General features: G+C 47.3%; 17 protein-coding genes, 7 tRNA genes and 1 other RNA gene. 9 read left to right on the forward strand and 16 right to left on the reverse strand.

Annotated features, from left to right (window positions below):
* Positions 1 to 103: 103 nt before the first annotated feature.
* From GWP40_RS02330 to GWP40_RS02360, 7 genes are all read left to right on the forward strand, one after another.
* The gene (locus GWP40_RS02330; RefSeq protein ID WP_212565892.1) at positions 104 to 562 is read left to right on the forward strand and encodes a flavodoxin domain-containing protein; all 459 of its coding nucleotides are present in this window, start codon (positions 104 to 106) and stop codon (positions 560 to 562) included.
* Between the two features lie 19 nt (positions 563 to 581).
* Complete coding sequence (locus GWP40_RS02335) at positions 582 to 1,604, forward strand: ABC transporter substrate-binding protein (protein WP_212565893.1); 1,023 nt, start codon at positions 582 to 584, stop codon at positions 1,602 to 1,604.
* 62 nt (positions 1,605 to 1,666) lie between these two features.
* A complete protein-coding gene (locus tag GWP40_RS02340; protein WP_230974547.1) occupies positions 1,667 to 2,641 on the forward strand; it encodes a FecCD family ABC transporter permease in 975 nt (324 codons plus the stop codon).
* On the forward strand, positions 2,638 to 3,432 hold the full coding sequence (locus tag GWP40_RS02345; RefSeq protein WP_212565894.1) for an ABC transporter ATP-binding protein: 795 nt from the start codon (positions 2,638 to 2,640) through the stop codon (positions 3,430 to 3,432). The genes GWP40_RS02340 and GWP40_RS02345 overlap by 4 nt, the downstream gene beginning before the upstream one ends.
* 148 nt (positions 3,433 to 3,580) lie before the next feature.
* Positions 3,581 to 4,723 carry a class I SAM-dependent RNA methyltransferase gene (locus GWP40_RS02350; protein WP_016522833.1) on the forward strand — a complete coding sequence of 381 codons (1,143 nt, stop codon included), beginning with the start codon at positions 3,581 to 3,583 and terminating at the stop codon, positions 4,721 to 4,723.
* Positions 4,720 to 6,432, forward strand: coding sequence for an outer membrane protein assembly factor BamB family protein (locus tag GWP40_RS02355; RefSeq protein ID WP_212565895.1), 1,713 nt, complete (start codon positions 4,720 to 4,722; stop codon positions 6,430 to 6,432). Before GWP40_RS02350 ends, GWP40_RS02355 begins: the two co-directional genes overlap by 4 nt.
* 97 nt (positions 6,433 to 6,529) lie before the next feature.
* Positions 6,530 to 8,308 carry a P83/100 family protein gene (locus GWP40_RS02360; protein WP_212565896.1) on the forward strand — a complete coding sequence of 593 codons (1,779 nt, stop codon included), beginning with the start codon at positions 6,530 to 6,532 and terminating at the stop codon, positions 8,306 to 8,308.
* A gap of 81 nt (positions 8,309 to 8,389) precedes the next feature.
* On the opposite strand, the gene GWP40_RS13660 is transcribed toward GWP40_RS02360, so the two are convergent.
* The 13 genes from GWP40_RS13660 to GWP40_RS02425 all read right to left on the reverse strand — a co-directional run bounded on the left by GWP40_RS13660 (position 8,390) and on the right by GWP40_RS02425 (position 14,969).
* Positions 8,390 to 8,887, reverse strand: coding sequence for a threonine/serine exporter family protein (locus GWP40_RS13660; RefSeq protein WP_462218614.1), 498 nt, complete (start codon positions 8,885 to 8,887; stop codon positions 8,390 to 8,392).
* On the reverse strand, positions 8,887 to 9,693 hold the full coding sequence (locus GWP40_RS02370; RefSeq protein WP_212565897.1) for a threonine/serine exporter family protein: 807 nt from the start codon (positions 9,691 to 9,693) through the stop codon (positions 8,887 to 8,889). The genes GWP40_RS13660 and GWP40_RS02370 overlap by 1 nt, the downstream gene beginning before the upstream one ends.
* Before the next feature lie 288 nt (positions 9,694 to 9,981).
* Positions 9,982 to 10,488 carry a Smr/MutS family protein gene (locus tag GWP40_RS02375; RefSeq protein WP_212565898.1) on the reverse strand — a complete coding sequence of 169 codons (507 nt, stop codon included), beginning with the start codon at positions 10,486 to 10,488 and terminating at the stop codon, positions 9,982 to 9,984.
* Positions 10,489 to 10,564: 76 nt separating this feature from the next.
* Entirely contained in the window at positions 10,565 to 12,532 is a 1,968-nt protein-coding gene (locus GWP40_RS02380) for a hypothetical protein (protein ID WP_212565899.1), read from the reverse strand.
* 7 nt (positions 12,533 to 12,539) lie between these two features.
* Positions 12,540 to 13,706 (reverse strand): methionine adenosyltransferase, encoded by a 1,167-nt coding sequence (gene metK / locus GWP40_RS02385; RefSeq protein WP_212565900.1) that lies wholly within the window; start codon positions 13,704 to 13,706, stop codon positions 12,540 to 12,542.
* Between the two features lie 319 nt (positions 13,707 to 14,025).
* Positions 14,026 to 14,124, reverse strand: an RNA gene (ffs, locus tag GWP40_RS02390) — signal recognition particle sRNA small type.
* A tRNA-Ser gene (locus tag GWP40_RS02395) sits at positions 14,125 to 14,211 on the reverse strand.
* A 92-nt stretch (positions 14,212 to 14,303) separates the two neighbouring features.
* Positions 14,304 to 14,388: transfer RNA gene (locus GWP40_RS02400), tRNA-Ser, on the reverse strand.
* Positions 14,389 to 14,395: 7 nt separating this feature from the next.
* A tRNA-Arg gene (locus GWP40_RS02405) sits at positions 14,396 to 14,470 on the reverse strand.
* A gap of 16 nt (positions 14,471 to 14,486) precedes the next feature.
* Positions 14,487 to 14,561 (reverse strand) — tRNA-Arg (locus tag GWP40_RS02410).
* 16 nt (positions 14,562 to 14,577) lie between these two features.
* Positions 14,578 to 14,652, reverse strand: a tRNA-Arg gene (locus tag GWP40_RS02415).
* Between the two features lie 74 nt (positions 14,653 to 14,726).
* Positions 14,727 to 14,813, reverse strand: a tRNA-Ser gene (locus GWP40_RS02420).
* Between the two features lie 71 nt (positions 14,814 to 14,884).
* Positions 14,885 to 14,969, reverse strand: a tRNA-Ser gene (locus GWP40_RS02425).
* Between the two features lie 245 nt (positions 14,970 to 15,214).
* On the opposite strand from GWP40_RS02425, the gene GWP40_RS02430 reads away from it, so the two are divergent.
* Positions 15,215 to 15,625: a single-stranded DNA-binding protein gene (locus tag GWP40_RS02430; RefSeq protein ID WP_212565901.1), complete on the forward strand. Its 411-nt coding sequence runs from the start codon at positions 15,215 to 15,217 to the stop codon at positions 15,623 to 15,625.
* Between the two features lie 72 nt (positions 15,626 to 15,697).
* Here GWP40_RS02430 and GWP40_RS02435 read toward each other — a convergent pair whose 3' ends face one another.
* Complete coding sequence (locus GWP40_RS02435) at positions 15,698 to 17,197, reverse strand: NAD(P)-dependent malic enzyme (RefSeq protein WP_212565902.1); 1,500 nt, start codon at positions 17,195 to 17,197, stop codon at positions 15,698 to 15,700.
* Positions 17,198 to 17,649: 452 nt separating this feature from the next.
* Entirely contained in the window at positions 17,650 to 18,963 is a 1,314-nt protein-coding gene (locus GWP40_RS02440) for a DEAD/DEAH box helicase (RefSeq protein WP_230974548.1), read from the reverse strand.
* A 52-nt stretch (positions 18,964 to 19,015) separates the two neighbouring features.
* On the opposite strand from GWP40_RS02440, the gene GWP40_RS02445 reads away from it, so the two are divergent.
* Positions 19,016 to 20,143, forward strand: a complete 1,128-nt coding sequence (locus tag GWP40_RS02445) for a glycosyltransferase family 4 protein (protein WP_212565903.1) — start codon at positions 19,016 to 19,018, stop codon at positions 20,141 to 20,143.
* Positions 20,144 to 20,199: 56 nt separating this feature from the next.
* Here the strand turns inward: GWP40_RS02445 and GWP40_RS02450 are convergent, their stop codons facing one another.
* On the reverse strand, positions 20,200 to 22,221 hold the full coding sequence (locus GWP40_RS02450; protein ID WP_212565904.1) for a putative glycoside hydrolase: 2,022 nt from the start codon (positions 22,219 to 22,221) through the stop codon (positions 20,200 to 20,202).
* Positions 22,222 to 22,250 lie beyond the last annotated feature (29 nt).

The raw sequence follows: 22,250 nt of genomic DNA on the forward strand, positions 1-22,250 counted from the left end.
TATCTGAAAAGTAGTACAATCGTTCCATTAAAAACACACGAGTGCCGGATAATGAGAACACATTGCTCGACATGGAGTTTTAACATTTTTATCGGGAGATTTTATGAAAAAAGCGGCTATTATCTATGCATCGGTTCATCATGGAAATACGGAAAAAGTAGTTACGGCAATGGCACAAGATATGCCGGTAACGCTGTTTAAAGTAGAGCAAGCTCAAAATATCGATTTTTCGGAATATGATTGTGTAGGCTTTGCTTCGGGAATATATGCGGGAAGATTTCATAAATCGATATATGCATTTTTGAAACATCACCGGCATAAACTTCCGAACCCTGCCTTTGTCGTATGTACAAGCGGAATGGGAAAAGGTCGGTATGCGAAAAAATTTGCCGGTTATTTACAGTCAAACGGATTTACCGTATTGGGTGAATTTGAATGCAAGGGATTTGATACTTTCGGTCCATTCAAGCTGTTCGGCGGCTTAGGCAAAGGACACCCTGACGATAAAGAGCTTGCAGACGGGGTTGCGTTTATTCAGAAGATTATGCTAACGTCTATCTAAGTCTATAAAGGAGGATTCTATGTGTAAAAAACTCTGTTCATTAGCAATCTTGGTTGTGATGCTCGCAGCTTTGCCGGTATGGGCAGGCGGGAAGCAGGACAAAAAAGCATCGGAAGGTTTTGCAACCGTAACCGATCATCAAGGCAGAACCGTTGTTATCCCAAAAAAGCCGGAGCGGATTGTCGCGCCGTTTTATATTTTGAGCAACACGGCATTGGCAATCGGCTGTCGGGAATATATCGTGTCGGGCGACGGCGGAAAAAGCGCTCGGCCGTTTATTAAAGAATTCGCTCCCGAATTGGCGGATAAACCCGCATGCGGCGGCGCAAAGAACTTGAACCTCGAAGCGGTTGCATCTCTGTCGCCCGATCTCGTTTTAGTGCCGTTTAAGGCCGCACAGCAGCTTCCTCAAATCGAAGCGCTCGGTGTCCCCGCATTGGTGATCGAACCCGAAACGATGAAGAATTTTTTCAGCTATATTGAAATGCTCGGCGCTGCTTCCGGTAATCGCGAACAAGCGCAAAAACTCCTCACTTTTTATAAGACAATCTTAAATGATGTCGCAGGTTTCGTAAAAGGCGAACCGGCGGTATCCGTTTATGTCAGCAGCCGCTCCGATCCTCTGAACGCGCTCAGCCCCAAGATGTTCCAAGCGGAACTCGTTGCGGCCGCCGGCGGGAAATTAGTAAGCGATGATATTACCGATGTCTATTGGACAAAAGTATCGCTGGAACAGGTGCAAAAATATGCCCCGCAGGTTATCGTTGCCGCAACGGGATCGAAGGTAACTCCGACAGAACTCACCGGAAAGGCTGAATGGAAGGGCATTCCCGCAGTGGATAACGGCAAAGTCTATGTATTCCCGTCAAATGTTGATGAGTGGGATTCCCCCATTCCGTGCTCATGTCTCGATGTTATCTGGCTTGCCGATAAACTGCATCCGGGAAAAGTTCCTGCCGGTTATTTAGCGGAAAAAACCAAGGCCTTTTATCGGGACATCTTCGGTAAAGAAAAAGACCTCGCCTCTCTTAATGTAAAATAAAAAGATAAAACCCTTCAATGCAGATGCGGTACCGGACTAAACTGATATGTGCAGCTTGTATAATGCCTCTGGCGGCGCTGATATTCTCGCTGAGCTGGGGGCGTTATCCGCTCTCTTTCATTAAGATACTTTCGATCCTGTTCCGCACCGATGCATTTGCGGCGGTAACTACAGCCGATTACAATATCTTTATGAACATCCGGCTGCCGCGCACCCTCTTTGTCTTTCTTTCAGGAGGTGCAATCGGGTTAAGCGGGGTAAGTCTGCAAAGTCTATTCCGTAATCCGCTGGTAGCGCCCGATATCATCGGTGTTTCTACCGGCGCTTCCCTCGGCGCGGCAATCGGTATTGTGCTGCTCCATACAAGTGCGGCAGGCATCCAGCTCTGCGCTTTTGCAGGCGGCATCGGTGCGACATTGCTTGTGTTGCAGCTTTCGAATATCGGCGGAGAACACAGCCTGATACGCCTCGTGCTTGCAGGCGTCATTATCAATGCGCTTGCCGGAGCAGGCGTATCCCTTATCAAATACATGGCGGATCCGCTCAATGAGCTGCCTGCTCTTGAGTTTTGGCTGATGGGCTGTTTTAACGTTATCACGTGGAAAAAGCTCGCCGCCTTTTTACCGATTGCCGTTGCGGGATGCAGCTTTATTATCCTGTTCCGCAGACAGCTCAATATTCTCTCGCTCGGTGATGAAGAAGCGGCGTCGCTCGGTACGCCGGTTAAAAAGATGCGGCTGCTGTTTATTATCACCTCGACATTGTTGGTTGCAAGCGTCGTGTCCGCCGCCGGCATCATCAGTTGGATCGGGCTTATTGCGCCGCATGTTATCCGGCTGCTGTTCGGCAATAACAATTACAAGGTTGCCCCGCTGTCTTTTATGTGCGGCGGCGCCCTGCTGCTGTTTGCAGACACCGTTGCCCGCTCCCTGTCCGGCAATGAGATACCGGTCAGTATTATCACGGCTGTCATCGGCGCGCCGACTCTTGCGCAGCTGATGCTCCGCCGGAACAACGATATTTGGATTGGAATATGAACGCGGCTTTTGAGCTTGACGGCGTTACGGCGGTGCGGGGAACTCAGCCTATTCTGAAAGACCTCCGGCTGCATATCCCTCAGCAACAGGTTATTGCGCTGATAGGCCCTAACGGCGCGGGCAAGACCACACTTTTGCGGCTGCTCGCCGGATTGGATAAGCCTGCGTCCGGTACACTCTCCGTATTGGGAGAAAATGCGGCGCAGCTTACACGAAAGCGATTTGCCCAAAAAGTATGCTACATTCCGCAGGGACATTCCGGCGTATTTACCTACACGGTACGCGACTTTGTCGTGATGGGACGTAATCCCCATCAAACCGCGCTGCAAGCCCCTTCGCAAAAAGATTGGGAATATGTCGACCATGCGCTTGAGGTGTTCGGTTTAACGCAATTCGCCGACCGCTATTACAGTCAGCTCAGTTCCGGGGAATCGCGGCTCGTGATGCTTGCCCGCGGCATGGTACAGGATGCGCCCATCATCCTCTTGGATGAACCGACCGCCAATCTCGACTTTTACAACGAGCATAAGATTATGCAGATCACCCGTAAGCTTTGTACAAAAGTGCACAAGACGGTGCTCGTTTCTATTCATAACCCCGCGCTTGCCTTGCAATACGCCGATCTTGTCTACTGCATTTACGGTGGGGGCATCGCAGCCGTCGAAGAAAAAAGCAATCCCGATTTTGAACGCAATATCACCGCGATGCTGAACGTCATGTACACAGAAAAAGGCTGCGGAGCTATCCATCTGCAACGCATCGATGATATCCCATTTGTGTATTTGAAATAGTTACCCCTGAGGCACTTTATCCTGATTCTCCCATACCTTTATACTTCTTTGAACACCCCGTATTGGAGATAGCTCAAAGCATTATAACTTCCCTGCCCCCACTGCCCGCGCCTTTATAAAATCTCCGCTTTCCTGTATACTGCATCCCATGCGAGTTACTACGGAAAAGATCGTATTCGGCGGGAAAGCCCTTGCGCGAGTAGACGGGAAAACAGTGTTTATCCCCTTTGCGCTCCCCGATGAAGAACTCGATATTACCATTACGGCAAATAAGCGCGATTACAGCGAAGCCGTTATAAAAGAAATCATCACCCCTTCTCCGTACCGGATTGAACCGCCCTGCCCGTATTTCGGGCGCTGCGGCGGATGTAATTTACAAATGGCGGCTAACAGCTATCAGCAAACACTCCGGCAGGCAATGGTCGCAGAGCTTTTCGACAGAGCGCATATTGCACCTGAACGTCCGCCGGTTTTTATTGCGGGTCCTTCATGGGAATATCGAAACCGGTTTCAATTCCATACGGATAAAAACGGAACAATCGGGATGCACGGTTTTGCGAGCAACACGGTTGTTCCCGTCCATGATTGCCCTATTGCAGTACCTGCGTTGCGTACCGTTTTGCAGCAGGATGGATTGCAAAAGCTTTTCCCCCGCAGTACAAAAATCGCTCAAGATCGTTACCATGTTTTCGCACAAGATGACATATACAGTCCCGTTCATCCCGACGCTTCGGCACAAGTAAAAGGTACAGCTCTGGACTTTAGCGTATTCGGCTTTTTTCAGTCGAATATTACAATGTTGGAAAAACTGATTAAACCGGTATCGGATATCCCCCCATGTAAGCGGGTACTCGATTTTTATGCCGGCGTCGGCACCTTTTCCGCTTTTTTAACGGACAAAGCAGCCGAACTTCACTTGGTGGAACACAACGAACGGGCGCTGCGGACGGCACAGAAAAACCTCGACCGGATTATTGCAGAAAAGAACAACCCTTGCCGCTGTTTTTTCCATACTGTTTCCGATACCGATTGGTCAGACATCCCCGCTGCACAACTTGTCTATGATGCCGCTATCATCGATCCGCCGCGACAGGGCATCCCTGAAAAGGCGCTTACTTATCTGGGGCAAGCCAAAATACCGCTCATTCATTATGTTTCATGCAATCCTGCAACCTTTGTCCGTGATGCAAAAAAACTCATCGCATTGGGGTATCGATTTATCGAATACCGGTTGTTCGACTTTTATCCACAGACCCATCACTGTGAACTTTTAGGAATTTTTATACGATGAAAAAAACAAAACGCTTTTTAGCCGTCTTATTTACCGCATTCTTTTCATATATGTTTTTGCTGATTCCAACAATGGTTCTCACCGCACAGACTGCGCAAATAGAACAAGCACAATGGTCGGCGGTTATGGCGGGTGAAACGCTCTGTGATCCGGTTGTACACGGAGAATATCTTTATACATTAAGCTCGGATCAGGCGCTTAACTGTATTGATTACACCGGCTCCTTTGTATGGCGGCGGAATATTGAGCGAACAATAAAACCGTTTTTAACCGTATCAAATTCGGGAATATTGATTATTGCAGATGCGTCGAGGATACTGCAAGCTGTTTCCGGACAGGGGATTTATTTGTGGTCGGTGCAACTGCCGGAGCCAGCGTTGTTTGCTCCCTACAGCACCACTGACGGCAGAATATGCATACTTACAAAATCCAATCTTTACTGTTTTTCCATAAAAGGGAAGCTCAAGTGGCAGCTCACATTATCCGCTTCACCGGCACGGCAACTGTGCGAAACGGGAGCGGCATCATTGTTGCTGACGCTGACAAACAAAGACTTTTTAACCGTTTCGCTTACCGGACAGGTGTCAAATACAAGAACCTTAAAAAAAGAAATTGCCACGCTCGCCTCCGCTCCCGGCGGGTATATTATGAGCACCGGTGACGGCATCCTCACCTATTACCGCAGCGCCGCAGCAGAAGAGAAAGAAACGTCCCCACATGTACCGCAAAGAGAAACTGACGGATTTGCAGTCTGGCAAACACAGGAAACAGCGCCGCTTTTTATGCAAAACTCCGGCAACGAACTGGTATGCATATATGCCGATGGTACCGTTTCGGCACGGAATATTACCTCTAATAACATTACTTGGACAGCAAAATTGAACAGCCGCATTACACTTCCGTTATATTACAGCAAAACGGACGGTGAATATTACATCGCCTGCAAGGGTATAGCGGCAATTATCAGCGGCGAGGGAACCGTAAAGCGGGAACAAAAGATCATCACCTCAGCTTTTCTGCCGGTTATTATGCCGAATGGTATCCTTATTGCTGTCGATGATTGGGTTATCAACAGTTGGCGACTGGACACAAAGATTATGCAAAGTTCTCCCCAACGGGAAGCGCCACCGCAGTATCACATTTTGAAAACACAAGAAAAAACGCAAACGCTGCCCTTCTTTGTTCCCTACGGAGATACGGGAACACTGTTAGCAAGCATCGATGAAGCTATTACAAAAGGGACTATCGGCACGAATGAAGCAGCCTACGCACTCACCCTGCAAACTATTTTAGCAAATAATCAGCGGGCAGCGTATTTCCCCTATAATTTTACGGTTTATGAACGGGCACGGGCTGCGGAACTGCTCGGTCTATTGGAATCGTTGGAATACCGAACCATTCTACTCGACGAGGCGTCAAAAACTTCCGACCCTACTTTAGCCGTTGCAATCATCCGCGCATTGGGCTTTATTGCTGCCGACCCTGATGGAAGCTCAATCGAAGCAATTCAACTGCTGCTGCAACACTGCGGAGTGCGCGCCTATGAACCTGCCTACGCCGCCTGCGACGCCCTTACCGAAATTGCGAAATATGGGGATAAACAAATCGCAGGTTCAGCCGTTAAAGCACTGTTTAGCATCACGGCAGGCGCCTTTCCCGAAAATATTAAGCAGTATGCAAGACAAAAAATAAAAACTATAGTAGAATAGGATTGAACTTTGTTTTACTGAGAAGCACTCTTCCCTCGGGCTACGCCCTAAGGTTTTGAGATTTCTCTGTATCATCTTCATAGAAAGGGGTTGTTCAATGAAAAGAATAGCGCTTGTATGCCTCTGTACATTTGCCTTTATGAGTATGGCGTTTTCGATAGAGGTTGATCAAAGTGAACTGAAGCAGGCCGAAAATACGCCGATTGAATTTATCAACTACACAGGGCCTCACGCCGAAATCGATACGCTGCGGGCAATCTCCGAAATCGGAGAATCTCTTGGCGGAGCAGCTCAACGCGGACGCGCCGGCGAGATGAATCGCTACGCCGTTATCCATGCAGTTGATCCGTCGGTAAAAACCGGTCTCGATGCCGATATCATGATTATCGGAAGCGGAGCGAAAGTTGATCATATCAACAATTTACGAGTTATTATCGCAGGTTATTTACGAAAGGCGTATGGATACTCCGAAAAAGATGCAAAGACCCTTGCTCATTTTGTAACGATCTATAACGCTGTGTATCGTGGCGACATGAATATGTTCAAAAGTAAGTACAAAACGATTGTTGTCAAGAATTTAACTGCTGATAAAGCCGGTCTTGCACTGCGCTACGACGAATGGCCGGGAAAAACACAGATTGTTATTCCGCTTTCCGATCAGAAATACAGCGGTACGTTAAGCGCAATCGACACGAAGTCGCTCTCCGATAAAAACGTTGTTAACAAGATGCGCGAGAAGGATGATAAAGATATTGCCACCCGCAAAGACATGATCGACTTGAAAGAACGTGAAAGCAGCACAGCCCGCGATCGTGCAGATGTTGCACAGAAGGATGCCTCTGCAGCTCGGAAAGATGCCGATGCAAAACGGAATGAAGCTGCGGCGGCACAAAAAGAAGCCGATAAATCAAAAACAGCTGCGGCTCAATCAAAGCAAGATGCGGAAAAAGCTCGAAAAGAAGCGGAGGCGGCAAAGAAGCAAGCAGCCCAATCCGAAAAAGATGCTGCAGCAGCCCGAAAGCAGGCTCAAAAAAATCCGAATGACCGCAAAGCTGCTGAAGAAGCCGCAAAAAAACAGCAGGAAGCCGCAAAGAATAAACAAGAAGCAAGCAATAAAGATAAAGCTGCCGCCGAAAAAGCAAATGCAGCCAAAAAAGCTGGTCAGGAAGCAACGGCAAAACAGAAAGAAGCGGACACAAAACAGAAAGCTTCTGATGAAGCCTTAAAGCAAGCCCAAGATAAAGAACGGGAAGCTTCTTCTGAAAAGCAGTTTGCCGATACAAAAGAGCAGGAAGCACAAAGCGATCGGAAGGATGTTGCCGCAGATACTCGGAAAATCATTGAAGAAAAACGAGCTGAACGAAAGGCTCAGGATGAAGCGGCCTTTGCTTCCGCATTACCCTGCACGGTGTTGAAAGTAGTTGACTCCGGCTCGATGCTTTCGGAAGTGGTATTGCTCGACCTTAAAACGGAAAAACCGCTGAAAACCTCGTCGCTCAATACCGTGCGTGGACGTGTTCTTATCGAAGGAGCAGATTCGCTTATCGCGATTGCCGGTTCAAAATCCGGAAATCAGATGATTACACTGATTGGCATTAACCCCCGCACGCTTGAAATGACCAAGCAGGCTACCGTTCCCGTTGCAGAGCAGAGTCTTTTAATACAGGTTGATGGCAGCTACTATGCGGTCATTGAGCAATCGGGGAAGTATTACCTTGCACGCTTCAACGATAATCTCGAAATGCAAGCAAAATCGACGGTAACCGTTCTTCCGTACACGGCAATAAGCGTTACGGAAAAAGGCTTGCTCGTACAAGATACGGCAAACAATATTCGCCTTTTAAAGACAGATAACCTTGCGGAAGCGATAAAGTAAAAAGCTTGTAACCGTCAAAAGCAAAAAGCCGATTAAACACGTACTGCGTTTAATCGGCTTTTTAGTACTGCACTATTTAGACTAGGGCATCTCTCGAACACTCAAGGTTTTTAGAGGTTTTTCTACTATATTTTCTTCCTTATATAGTTTTTGATAGGCCGCCGAATCATGCGAACAACAGAAGTGGAAAGAATGATGCCAACTGCTATCGCGACTGCCATAAAGCACGAATGGACACCCTCCGCAAGCCCCTTGTCCAGATCGCCCCGCACAAAAAAAAGCATTGAGCGGTAAACGCGGAAACCGGGTACTAAAGGGATAATACCGACAACAATAAAAGAGGTTGCAGGAGTTTTTTTGAATAACGGCAAAAAGTTCCGCAAGGAGACCGACCACTATCGCAGAAAGCAAATTTGCAAAAATATAGCTGACTTGCGGGATATCAAGAACTAATAATATTGTCCAACCGATTGCGCCGTTTACCGCAGCAAGCAACAATGTACGCTTTTGGACATTAAAAAGAACGCCAAAACCGAGACAGCTGATAAAGGAGAGTATGGTATGGGCATAAATCGGCATCACAGTCCTCCTAGAATCGAGTAGAGCATTAAAATACTACCGACACCGAACGCAATGGCAATTGCAACAAGAACCGCCTCTCCGATACGTGCGATTCCGGAGAGTAAATCGCCTGAAATAAAGTCTCTAATTCCTGCGGTAAATGCAACGCCGGGAACAAGGGCAAGTGCGGCGCCGACGATGATATTGTCAAGATTATCAACTAATTTAATTTCAAAGGATATAATGGAAATAATTCCCACAAACATACTTGCAACAAAATTACCGGTAAAAACGGTACGGGAACGAGCCATTATTTTATCGCTGATAAAAACGGCAATATATGAGGCAAAAAATGCTGCGACAAAATCTCCGAATTTTCCGCCTACTAAGACCGCAAAAAGACCGCATCCGATACCGGCAGCAAAGAGAACAAACCTGTATGGATAACCTTTGTATTGATCTATTTTGCGTAAGCAATCCATTGCTTCGGATATATCAATACGACCTTCCACAAAATTACGGGAAAAATCACTCACTAATGTAATTTTAGCAATATTGTTGCTCCGTTTTTTTATATTTTTTGTATAGAGTACGTTTTCGCCGTCACCGTTTGCAATAAACAGTACGGTGGGCGTAACAAACGGAGTAATATCGTGGATGCCTCCCGCTTCGCTTATCCGCACAATCGTTTCCTCGGCGCGGTACATCTCTGCTCCGTTCCGAATAAGAAGCTCTCCGGCATAGAGCGCTATCTGCATTACTAAAGCATGCCGAGCGAGGGGATTGTCCTTTTCCCTAGCTACAATATCCGACTGGGTATCCATAATAATTGCTGATTGTAATTCTTTTTAACTATTATGGCAATAAGCCTACTCAAGGCAAACGCATTAAAAATATTTCCAGCGGTTGCCTTCCTTCTGTGCGAAATTTTGCTTAAAATTTCGCACATTTTTTGGGGGCAGACGGGCAACCGCATCAGGTATAGTAGATAAAAACCGCTGAAAAATTGAGACTGTGAGACCATTTGAACCGCGAAGAGGTTCAACTCTGGTTGAACAGTATCAATTTTTTCCGCGGGGTTGTTAAATAAATGCCCTGATGCGTTTATCCTGTTAATACTTTAGTATTACCCACGTCGACCCTGTCCCTCCGTCGCGTCCTTTGGGGTGTCCCGTTTCACCGGCATGGATATTTGTTTCCAAAAACTTTTGTACGAACCGCGCTAATACAGGTCCATTTTGAGAATGATTCCCTTTCCCGTGGATGATGAGAATTTTTTGATACTCTCTGCGAACGGAATCTTCGAAAAAAGTAACCAGTGCACTGTAGGCTTCTTCAAGTGTCATGCCGTGTAAGTCGATTTCTGCTTGCGGGCGCATTGCCCGTAACCGCCGTTTTTCGGCAAGAGTATCAGTCTGAGTACTATCTTCAGAACCATTAGAATCTTTATCATAGACACCGTAGCGCCGCAACCAATAATCCATCGGATTTAAAGTTTGGGTATTTTCAGCCGTATATGCTATGGCTATCGGATTTTTTGCATCGCTTTGCATCCTTTTTTTCCCGTAAGGATGCTGAGTTTGTATTTCCCATTGATTAAGGATCGCTTCAAAGTTCATGGTACCCTCCTCAGAGGAATGAAAGTAAACAGATAAACAATGAAAGGTATAAAACGTTTCATTGATATTTTATTTTTTATAAAGATTCTATATTGACTAAATGAATTCTCCCGCCTTTTATTCCCCATGTTGTATATAGAAAAGAGTCCATTTGCGCAGCAGCCTGCATAAAACCTGCTGCCTTGGTTTTGCGGATGTATCTGCAAAGTACCGGTTCAGCCGCATTCATTAAATGGAACCATGAAAGCTGTATAAAATATTGTTGAAGAGAATCACTGCCTTGCTGGAGGATGTAAGCCATAAATTCGTTTTGAAGCAAGTAGTCATCATCAGTGTTATATTGCAGCGACGGATATATTTCAAAATAACGGCGCAAAAAAAGCACAGCGCGCGGATCTGTCTGCCGGAAAACTTCCGTTACCGTATCACGGAAGCTTTCTTTCGTAAAATAAATACCATGCAGGCATTCGTGGGTAATGAAGCGGTAGCGGAGATAAGCCGGAGATTGGCGGCTTATGGATACGATTGCGCCGCTTCCTGCTTCAATGCCGGTTTCCGTGCGGACAATAATGCCGTTATGGAATAGAATTTTACGTAAATGCAGCTCCGATGTATTTAACGGGAAAGTTTCCTCTTCGGCTTTTTGAAAAAAGGCTGCAAGCGTTTCGGCCCGATAGTCGTGGGCATTAAACCCGTGAAGAGAATGACTCATTTCATCGGAGAGGAGTTTCCCCGTAAAGCCTTTTTTTTCCGCAAAGAACGAGAGTCGTTTAAGATAGGCATCCTGCACTGCATAGTCGGTAAAGTCGAAAATCAGTACCGAAGGAAACTGTTCCCATGCAAACAGTTCGTAAGACGGTTGCCGCCATTGTGCCTGCGGCCAATGCAAAATAAGCCCCGGATCGGCTGTGATGGGGGTGAGCAGTGCCGGTGTGTAATATTCGGCGGTAATGCCGCAGACTGTCGGTGTCGTGTCTGCCTCATTATCGACTTCATCCATATCTGCCTGTCCACTCGTGTCAGGAAGCATATCCGTATTGGATAACCTTTCCGCGCGGGGTTGTTCATCAGTTTGTTCAATGCTAAAAACAGCATCGGGAAAGAGGCAGCCGTCAAGCGTAAAGTGAGATATATTCGGTGCACGGTATACGGATATGCGTTTGCCGCTGCATTGGAACGAAAGGCGCGGTTGTTTTTGTTCCGCCGCGGGTGTAGCCGGTAAGTCCTCGCCAAAATGGATAACGATAGAGTCCCTACCGCCTTTTCCGGCATATCCCGCCTCTATAACGGTATTTTCGGTATGTATAACGGCTGACGGTTTCGGCAACTCCGTGCGCAAGGGGATGCCCGTACCGGTACATAATTCAGTCGGGATATTGTCCCCGTCAGCGGTGGCGCCATACCATAATCCGGTACTGCTTTTCTTTAACCAGCCATACCGAACGGGGACGATTGCCGCGCTTTTCAGTTTCAAAGCCGATTGTGCTGAAACCATAAATCCCCTAATATTCGCTGTTCCTATTGCTGTACCTGCAAAGCCGATGCTGACGGTAAAGGTTCCGTGCGGCAGTATCTGCGCCGTAACGGGATGTTGCGGCATGACGGTTCCTTTCAATTTTCCAGAGGCGGAAAAATCGCTTGCATACAGTAAACCTACGGCAAATTCGGCAGAATCCGGTTGAATAGCGCTTGTGTTTATAGGCGCTGTGCCGCTCAATTTTGCGGCGGGCAGGGGCGGTTCAAACTCCAGCTCAAGCGCATACAAGCCGGAACCGGTTAAACCGAGCATTTCGGGGCTTTTTTCAAAGGCGAAATACATAACATCGGATTTTTCAGGGTTGCGTATTATACCGGTACGGGCATTTTTATTTAACGCCTTGAGCGGTACAACGCGGATAAGCTGCTCGGAAGCAACCGGTGAGGTTGCAGCTTTCTGCATATCCGTCGGCAAGGCAAGCGATACCGACGACAGGGTATCGCTGCAAGCAGTACACATTAAAGAAGTGAAAACAAAAGCAAGAACGCCCCGCAGCAGGATATGCATGTTGTTACTATTTTATAGCAGCTTTTAAAGCGTCAACTTTATCGGTTTTTTCCCAGTTGAATTCAGGGCGGCCGAAGTGTCCGTAGGCGGCAGTCGCTTGATATATGGGTTTGCACAAATCGAGTGTTTTAATGATACCGGCAGGACTGAGGTCGAATACCTGCTGAACGGCTTGTTCGATTGCACCTTCCGACACTTTTGCAGTACCGAATGAATCTACCCGAATCGACACGGGGAACGGTACACCGATAGCGTAAGCGAGCTGCAATTCGCACCGTTCGGCAAGATCGGCAGCAACGATATTCTTTGCAACATAGCGCGCCATATATGCAGCTGAGCGGTCTACCTTGGTCGGGTCTTTACCGGAAAAGGCGCCCCCGCCGTGCCTACCCATACCACCATAGGTATCTACAATAATCTTCCGCCCCGTTAAACCGGTGTCGCCGAACGGACCACCGATAACAAAGCGTCCGGTAGGGTTAATAAAGAATTTAGTTTTTGCATCTAGTAAACCGGTCGGTTCAAGGACGGGTTTGACGATATTTTCGATAATCGCTTCTTTTAGTGAAGCATAAGAAATTGCAGGGTCGTGCTGATGAGAAATAACGACCGTATCGATACGCACGGGTTTATCGCCTTCATATTCTACCGTTACCTGACTCTTTGCATCGGGACGCAGCCAATCGATCTCTTTTGACTTACGCAGCTGCGAAGCCTTGCGCAGCAGCTTATGCGCATACATGATAGGGGCAGGCATCAATTCCGGCGTTTCTTTACACGCATAGCCGAACATCATCCCCTGGTCCCCTGCGCCCATTTGGTTCTGATACTCGCTGAGGCCGGTACCGTTGACCCCCTGTGCAATGTCGGGGGACTGAGCGTGAATCATGCTTAAAACAGCCATAGAATTGCAGTCAAGTCCGAATGCAGAATCGGTATAGCCGATTTCCCGTGCAATATTGCGGGCTGTTTGCTGTATATCAACAAAGGTACTGGTGGTAATTTCTCCACCGATAAGAATGAGCGCGGTTGAAGCAAACGTTTCGCATGCAACATGACTTTTAGGGTCGTCGCGCAAACAGGCATCCAACACTGCATCAGAAATTTGATCACAAAGTTTATCGGGATGGCCTTCTCCGACCGATTCCGAGGTAAATAATTTATGTTCGTTCATTATTACTCCTATCATTAAAAGTGTTATGAAGCAGCCGCTATCATACTGTTATCGGTCTAAATGTACAAGCTACGGGAAGGAAGGTAAACGCATCAGACGCTTGTTTATATCTTCCCGTAAAATCAGGTGGCTGTTCAAGCAGAGTAACGCCAAGGAATTGCCATCCGTGTCAATTCCTTGGTTGCCGGTTTTTTAAAAACCGGTTTCCGTTTAGCACCACTGCCATCCTTGGCAGTTCTGACTGCAATTCAAATGCTTGCCCAACCACCTGATTGTGCGATTTGTATCTACCGAGAGAGGAAACTTAGAGCGGACATAAAAAAACCGGGAGCACTACGGCACAAGAAGAATTAATCTACCGCTGCTTCCTTCCGGATCTGACGGGGTTTGAAAAACCTTCTTTGCATAGGTCCCGGTACGGAGAGAGAGGGATTCGAACCCTCGGTACCCTTTCGGGCACACACGACTTCCAATCGTGTACCTTCGACCACTCGGACATCTCTCCAAAGTGTTGAAAGCACCTGAAAGTATTGAAATTTTCAGGGTGTTTCGGAAAGTGCATAAAGAAGATGCTTGGCTGCGTTGCTCCGTTAAAAACGGAGAGAGGGGGATTCGAACCCCCGGTACCTTGCGGTACAACGGTTTTCGAGACCGCCCGATTCGACCGCTCTCGCATCTCTCCAGTAGCATGAGACTAGGCGGGCTCGAACCGCCGACCTTCAGATCCGCAATCTGACGCTCTAATCCAACTGAGCTATAATCTCAAAAATAAATAACCGATGAGACTAGGCGGGCTCGAACCGCCGACCTTCAGATCCGCAATCTGACGCTCTAATCCAACTGAGCTATAATCTCAAAAATAAATAACCGATGAGACTAGGCGGACTCGAACCGCCGACCTTCAGATCCGCAATCTGACGCTCTGATCCAACTGAGCTATAATCTCAAATATCCCCGATATGCTTTGTCCATTAATGCATTCTTACCGCTTAATGCACAACAATACCCGGTTTTATCTTACGGAGCAGGGGGGATTCGAACCCCCGGTACCCGGATGGGTACAACTCCTTAGCAGGGAGCCCGATTCGGCCACTCTCGCACCGCTCCAAAGTTATTGCCTGTCTAAGTTATCGGTTTTATATACGCACATATAAAGGAACGTGCCGCCCTTTATTTTACGGAGCAGGGGGGATTCGAACCCCCGGTACCTCGCAGCACAACGGTTTTCAAGACCGCCGCCTTAAACCACTCGGCCACCGCTCCATAATCGGCTTATATATTAGCCTAGAATAACGCCGAATGTCAAGACTATCGCTCAAACCGTATCGATTTTTCTATTTAATAGCCCATAACAGCGCATGTAAAAAAAATTATAAATTTTTTTGCAAAAATACCGTAAATTTCCAGCCATTTTTAAATGAATGCTTTATATAACAGGTACTACAAGATCAAAAGAGACCGGAACCGCAGCGAGCGGGAATTCGGTTCTCTTATTTTAGGAGGCTATTATGCACAATTTGAATTCGTTGATCATTGAGGGAAATGTGGTTCGCGATCCCGTGGTAAAGGCAACGCCTAAAGGGACGCCGCTCTGTGTATTCTCTATCGCTTCGAACCGCTTTTTTAAGCAGGAAGATCAAACAACACAGGAAACTTCGTTTTTTGATGTTGAAACGTGGGCACGCTTAGCGGAACTCTGCGGGGAGAATTGCACAAAAGGCCGCGGAGTACGGGTTGTCGGACGTTTAAAGCAAGACCGCTGGGTAGGTACCGATGGCAAACACTACAGCAAGATTAAAGTAGTAGCCGAGCACATCGAGTTTAAGCCCTTGTTTAAAAACGGGAAACAGCCTGCCGATGCATTAGACGATATGCGTGAGGAGACCGTCCCTGAAAAAGAGGCTGTACCTGCCTTTTAAAAAAAATGCCGGTGGCTCCATATTTAGAACCACCGGCAGATAGTATGTTGCTAACACAAAGTCTCAAAAGTATTATTTGCTACGCTGATTTTTGATTTGTTCGATTGCGTAGTCCATCGCTTGATTAAAGAAGTCTTGCGGAGGTTCTTTGATAAATCCGCTATCCATCAGCTGCTGCGTCAGCGCTCTGCTTTCTGCAATCTCGGCCTTAGCCTGCTTAAACGCTTCATCCCATGTAATGGTGATACGGGCAAGACCTTCTTTTATCGCCTGCATTGCGACATCGGCCGCTTCGACGGCAAAGACATCTTCATCATCCATCTTTACAACGATGTTTTCGGGATCAATGCCTTTTTTCTCCGAATAGTCGGCAATGGAGTGCGCACAGCGGATAGCCATACCGTCGGAAATCTTCCGTGCACGAACCAACAACGCACCTTTCAAAATTCCGGGGAAGCAGACGGAGTTATTGATCTGGTTCGGGAAGTCTCCGCGCCCGGTACCGGTAATAAAGGCGCCGGCAGCTTTGGCATCGTGCGGCCAAATTTCGGGAACGGGATTTGCGCAGGTAAACACGATGGGTTTATCGCCCATAGAGGCAATTTGCTCTTTGGTTACCGTGTTGGGACCCGGTTTGGACAGAGCGATCAGCACGTCGGCGCCTTTTAGCGCTTCGTTAAAGTCGTTTATCCGGTTGGGGTTTGTCGCTTGACACAGCTCCCACTTGCGGTAATAACGTGTGTCGGCTTTGATGTCTTCCCTGCCTGCATGGAGCGCACCCTTGGAGTCGCAAATAATCATCTTTGCGGGATCTCCGCCGTCCTGCAGGATGAGGCGTGCAATCGTCGTGTTGGAAGCGCCTGCACCGAGAAGTACAATGCGGCAGTCTCCAATTTTTTTACCGGCAAGTTTCAGCGCATTGAGTAAACCGGCAAGCGTAATACAGGCCGTTCCTTGAGCGTCGTCGTGCCAAACAGGAATGTCGCATTCTTCCCGCAGCGTATCCAGAACTTTAAAGCAATCCGGCTGCTGAATATCTTCCAGATTAACTGCGCCGGCGCTCGGTTCCAGCATTTTCACAAAATCGATAATCTTATCGGGGCAATGTTTACCGGCGGGGAAGTTGTATTTCTTTTCTTCATTCGGCTTGACGTAGGAATCGATACAGATGGGATAGGCGTCCACACCGCCTAAGTACTTCATCAGCATACATTTACCTTCCATAACACCAAGTCCGCCGGAAGGAGAACAATCCCCGTCGCCCAGTACGCGGGTGGAATCACTGACAACCGCTACAAGATTCCCTCGATTGGAAAGCATAAAGGAGCTGTCGTGATTATCGCGGATACCGGTAGAAACGGCGGATACGCCCGGCGTATACCAAACGTTAAACCAGTTAAATCCGTAAATCCCGCATTTTGGGACGGTTTGCAGTTTTCCGCCATAAAATTCGTGTGTTAACAGTGAAAGTTTTTTTAAAAACAGCGTTTTCGCCGCCGCTTTTTCATTTTCCGTAAAGTCGGAAGGGAAGTGTTCCGTAATAGATTGTAAATCTTTATTGATAGTTTTCATAGGATAAGTGTAGCACGGTTATACTGTCCCTGCAAGCTATCCTTTTGAAATATACGACGCATCTGCGTTGTCGCTTAACAAAAAACAGTCCTCGACGTACAACAAGTACGCCTGCGGGTGTTTTTTGTACGCTCCTAGCATCTGCATCATCTATTTCAAAAGGCTTACGGAAAGGATGAACAGTAAATGCCGCTACTGCAATAAATGCTCGACGTACAACAAGTACGCCTCCGCTTTATTTTTGTTCGCGCCTTGTATCCGGTATCACTATTTTCAAAAGGCTTACGGTGAAAGACTTTTCAGAACGGACAGGGATGTCCGTGAAATTGAGCAGCAGCGAGTTTGCCCCGCAAACTCGACGTTGAACAGTGTACACGGAAGTACACTGTTCAACAGGCTATTTTCAAAAGGCTTACGGAGGGGGCAAATCCTCGACGTATCAAAAACTTGATTTACATAGTTTCCGTAGCAGCTTCGATTTTTCCACCGGTGAGGATTTTTGGATACACTGTTATGCCCAGTTTCTTCTCGATGCCTTGCAAAAGGCGCAGCTCGTATTCGTCTCCGATGACGATGTTGATACCTTTTCTCCCAGCCCTTCCGGTACGCCCCGCGCGGTGTATAAAGACATCGGCATCCTTTGAAAGCTGCATCTGTACGATGTAATCAATGTCGGCAATATCGAGTCCTCGGGCGGACAAATCGCTGGTAATCAATATCCGCGTTTTACCCGATCTGAACCGAGCGATAATTTGTTTTCGCTCGGAACCGTTCAGTTTACCGTATAGCGGCACGGCATCGATCTTTTTATATTGCAGCTTTTGTGCAAGGTTTTCAACTTCTTGTGCAGGCGCCGTAAAAATGAGCATTTTTTTGGGGGAATCCACTGTTGCAGTGTTCAAAGCATGAATTAACGCACGTAAGGTATCGGCTTTGCCGCGCCGCTCGCTCAAAAGAGCCCAATGCTCGATGGACTTTTGCAGTACACCCGTATTTGCAATCGAAATATGATCCGGTAATACAGCGGTTTCTGAACGCCGCAAAAAAACGTTGAGTAATGCACTATTTTTTCTGTTAAAAGTTGCCGAACACGCAAGCGCCTGCACATCTTGCGGCAGCGCTGCAAGAACGGTTTGCAGCGCATCTCTGCTTTCCCTCGTAAGCTGCCGGTCTGCTTCGTCAATCACTACAGCTTTTATTTCTTGCAGCTTGAGCTTCTTTAGTCCGATCAAATCGGAAATACGCGCCGGTGTTCCGATGATTACGGCAGGTTTTTCTTTTAATCCGTCTATTTGCCGTTTTAGCGAGCTGCCGCCGACACAGAGCAGCGTCTTAAAACATTTAGTATCAACTCCTTGTAATTGTGCAGCCGCTTCTTTAATTTGAGATGCAAGCTCTACCGTCGGACTTAAAATAAGAATACGCGGAGCGGTTGACTTTTTCTCTTCCTGCATCAACCGAGTTAAAAGCGGCAGCAAAAAGGCAAAGGTTTTACCCGTTCCGGTTTCGGATTCAAAAAAGACGCTTTTGCCTTCTAAGGCAAGCGGTATTACTTTTTCTTGTATAGGGGTCAAGTGTATAATCCCTCCGGCGGCAAGTGTTTCAACAAAAGGTTTGTACAGCGGCAAATCCAAAAAGTCAGTCATTCGGCAAGGATAGCATATTGTTACGGTAAATGCTATAATCGAGAGTGTATCCGCCAGAGCAGTCTCACCGGATGTTTTATATAACCCCGCAGAATAATCGAGGCTGCGATTTTGATTCATTTATCCGGTGAGACTGCTCTGAGATGCTTAAAAATAAAAAAAGAGGCTTATTTTGAAAATAGGGATTGATACGCTCGGATGCGATCATGGCAGATCGGGGATCGGGGCATACATTCTTTCATTAGTACATAACTTGCCAAAAACCGAGCACAGTATTCAGCTTTTTGGGCACGAATTGGATAAATATACCTATACGTCGGGTGTTGAAGGGGTCAAATACACCTGCGTCTCCGTCGGGGATTCTGCTTTTGCCGAGCAGACATGGCATCATCTCTCTTTTAATAGCTTTGCTCGTAAGCAGCAATATGACATTGTTTTATTCCCGTCGGGCACAAAGCTTTTACCTATGCGTTTTGAGGTTCCTGCGGTACTGGTTATGCAGAATATACTTGGGGATAACTCCCAAGGGTATTTAAAAAACATATCATCACTTGTATCAAAATTAACGCTCAGAGCTATCAAAGGTATCATCAGCCCCAGTAATTATATCAAGAATAATCTGCTTAAAAACGGTCTTACGGAAGATAAAATTAGGGTTATCCACAACGGAATCGACACCGAGCTGTTTCATCCGCATAACCTGCAAGCGCAGGAAGCGCTGATGATTAAGCCTTTTGCTATTCGGCGTCCATACATTATTTATGCCTCGCGGATTATTCATCCTGAAAAACGGCATATCGAGTTGATAAATGCTTTTTCTATCTTTAAGCAAAAAACAAAGGCGCCGCATCGGCTGGTAATTGCCGGAGCGGACGGTGAACAGGCGGAACAGGTGCATCAGGCTGTTCTTCGCTCTCCCTTTGCATCGGACATCTTGCTTACCGGATATTTCCCGCACGAAAATCTTCCGCTCCTCTATTCTGCAGCGGATCTTTGTGTGTTTCCGTCGCCCGTCGAAGGAGTCGGCTTGCCGGTAATCGAAGCGATGGCTTGCGGTATTCCGACCGCCTGCGTCCGTGCAGGTGCACTACCGGAAATTGCAGGCGACTGCACCTGCTATTTTGAACCCGATAAGCCGGAAGAGATTGCCTCAGTCATCGGCAGCCTTATCAACGATACCGCCGGTGCAAATAAAGAGCGGCGGCAAAAACTGATTGATGCAGGAATAGAATGGGTAAAGCAATACAGCTGGAAAAAAACGGCGGAAGAAACGCTTGCCTATTTGGAGACTATTAGATAATTGATGATAATTAGGGTAAATGCATCAGGCTGTTTTTTTTAAACCCCGCGGAAACTTTATTTCGGTAGCGGGAGACCGTCGGGGCGGATGTCGGCGTATCGGCCGGAATTATTCCAATAGGCATAGCCTTCATCAATGGAATCCTTGATGCCGATAATCTGCCGCTGCACATAATCTTCATTATAATACTTTTTGTCGTAGGATACGGGAATGTAAAACGCCTGTGTCCACGGTCGGATAATCACTTTATTGTGCGCAATAATCTTGTTCCGGTAGGAGCCTTGCTGATAAATACGGTACGGGCGTTCCTCAGCGGGTTTTTGCGCAAGAAAGCTTTGCCGGAAATGGCTGGGATAAAACATCGGGCATATCACATCAACGTAGTCGGCAAGTACTTCCACCTCCTGCCCCGTGCGCGCTCCGGTGCGGTACCATCCGTTCGCCCCGTAAATATCGATTGAAATCGGCGCGTGAATTTTTTCCCGGGCATAGGCAAGAAAGGACATGATTGCACTTTCCTTATCCATACCCTGTTCTTGCGCAGGGTATCGCGCCGCATAGAGATTCTCTCCATCGGTAGGGAAGCGGATATAGTCGAACTGAACTTCATCAAAACCTCTCCGGATCAGCTCTTCCGCAATAGCCGTATTGTACTTCCACACATTTTCGTTGTAGGGGTCTACCCAATATTCTTCAATCGGCTCTGCCGTTTCGTCAACGGTTTTATAACCCTGCCACGGGTTACCGTTTTTATCCTTTACCGCATATACATTTTTTCGGTATCGATACAGCTGCTTATCTTTGAACACGACGATGCGGGCAACGAGGTAGACGTTACGTTCTTTCGCTTTTGCGGTAAAATCTTCAAGCTGAATAAAGGGGCGCACCGCTCCCACTGCCTGTATTTCTTCATCCTGCGAATCGTAGCGGACAAAACCGAAATCATCTTTCATATCGATAACGAGCGTGTCGAGCTTATTTTGTTCAAGCAGGTCAAAGTAACGCTGCAAACCGGCAGCCGTCCTTGCCTGATACGCCGGTAGATACACTCCTTTCCGTCCCGTAGCGCGGCGGAGATATTCCGTTTTCCGTGTTTTTTCTCCTTCGTCGAACAGCCACAATTCCGAAAGACTGACTGCTTTGCCGAGCCGCGTCATCCGTTGCGGTATCCACGCCGAAAGAGGCTGTGAGGCAATACGTTTCAGGCTGAATTCTATTCCTTTTAGTCGGTTGGGAGCGGGTGCTGGCAGCATCAGCGGTATTTCAAACAAGCCGCCGTTTTTACAGCCGATGATGGATACCGCAGCAGGGCTGAGTCCGTCGATGCAGCGTGCAGCTGTAATGCTGTCCGTCCACTCCGCGACAGCATAGAAGCGTTTTGCCGTCCAATCGAGCTGGTACAGTTTGCCGGTAAATGTTTGCGCAGCATACACCTCCTGTTTTTGCTGATGGGTATACACAACAATATCTGAAATTTCTTCATCGCTTTCCGGTCCGGGGATAAGTCCCTCGCTCAAAGGTTGCCATTTGTCGGAAACGGACGGCTGTTTCCATGCCACGCCGTAGATGGAGTGGGAGGCAAGGACGGTTAGCTGCGGATTTCCCTGCGCATCCGGCAAATCGAGCACGCAGACAGCTTTTAATCCGTTGACCTGAGTATGGCAGCCGAGATTGCACCAATGCCGTCCGCCGTCTTCGCTTAAAAATACGGCGCTGTTTGTTGCGGTAATAAGGGTATCGGGGCGGGACGGATGCGCTTCCAAATCTTTTAACATCTGAGGCTTTTTAATAAAGGATTTTTCCCCATCGGGTATCTTTTTTATCACTTTTATCGGAAGGCCATTGTTGATATAGTCAAACCGTATTAAATCATTTGAGCGTGCAATGCCGTTATCGGTGAGGAAAAACCATGTATTCCCGCTTCTGATAATTTTACGCACCGCAGCCGTATCCCAAATCTTTTGTGTGGACACCGAGGTAAGTCTATATAATCCGTCTTGCGTACCTGCCAGAAGGAAATCCTGCGCATGAACCGACATCGCAGTAACAAACAATAAAACAATCAACAGCCGTTTCATAGGGGGCAATTATAACTTATATAATAACG

Origin of the sequence: Treponema vincentii, from assembly GCF_018336815.1 — a bacterium.
Lineage (GTDB): Bacteria > Spirochaetota > Spirochaetia > Treponematales > Treponemataceae > Treponema.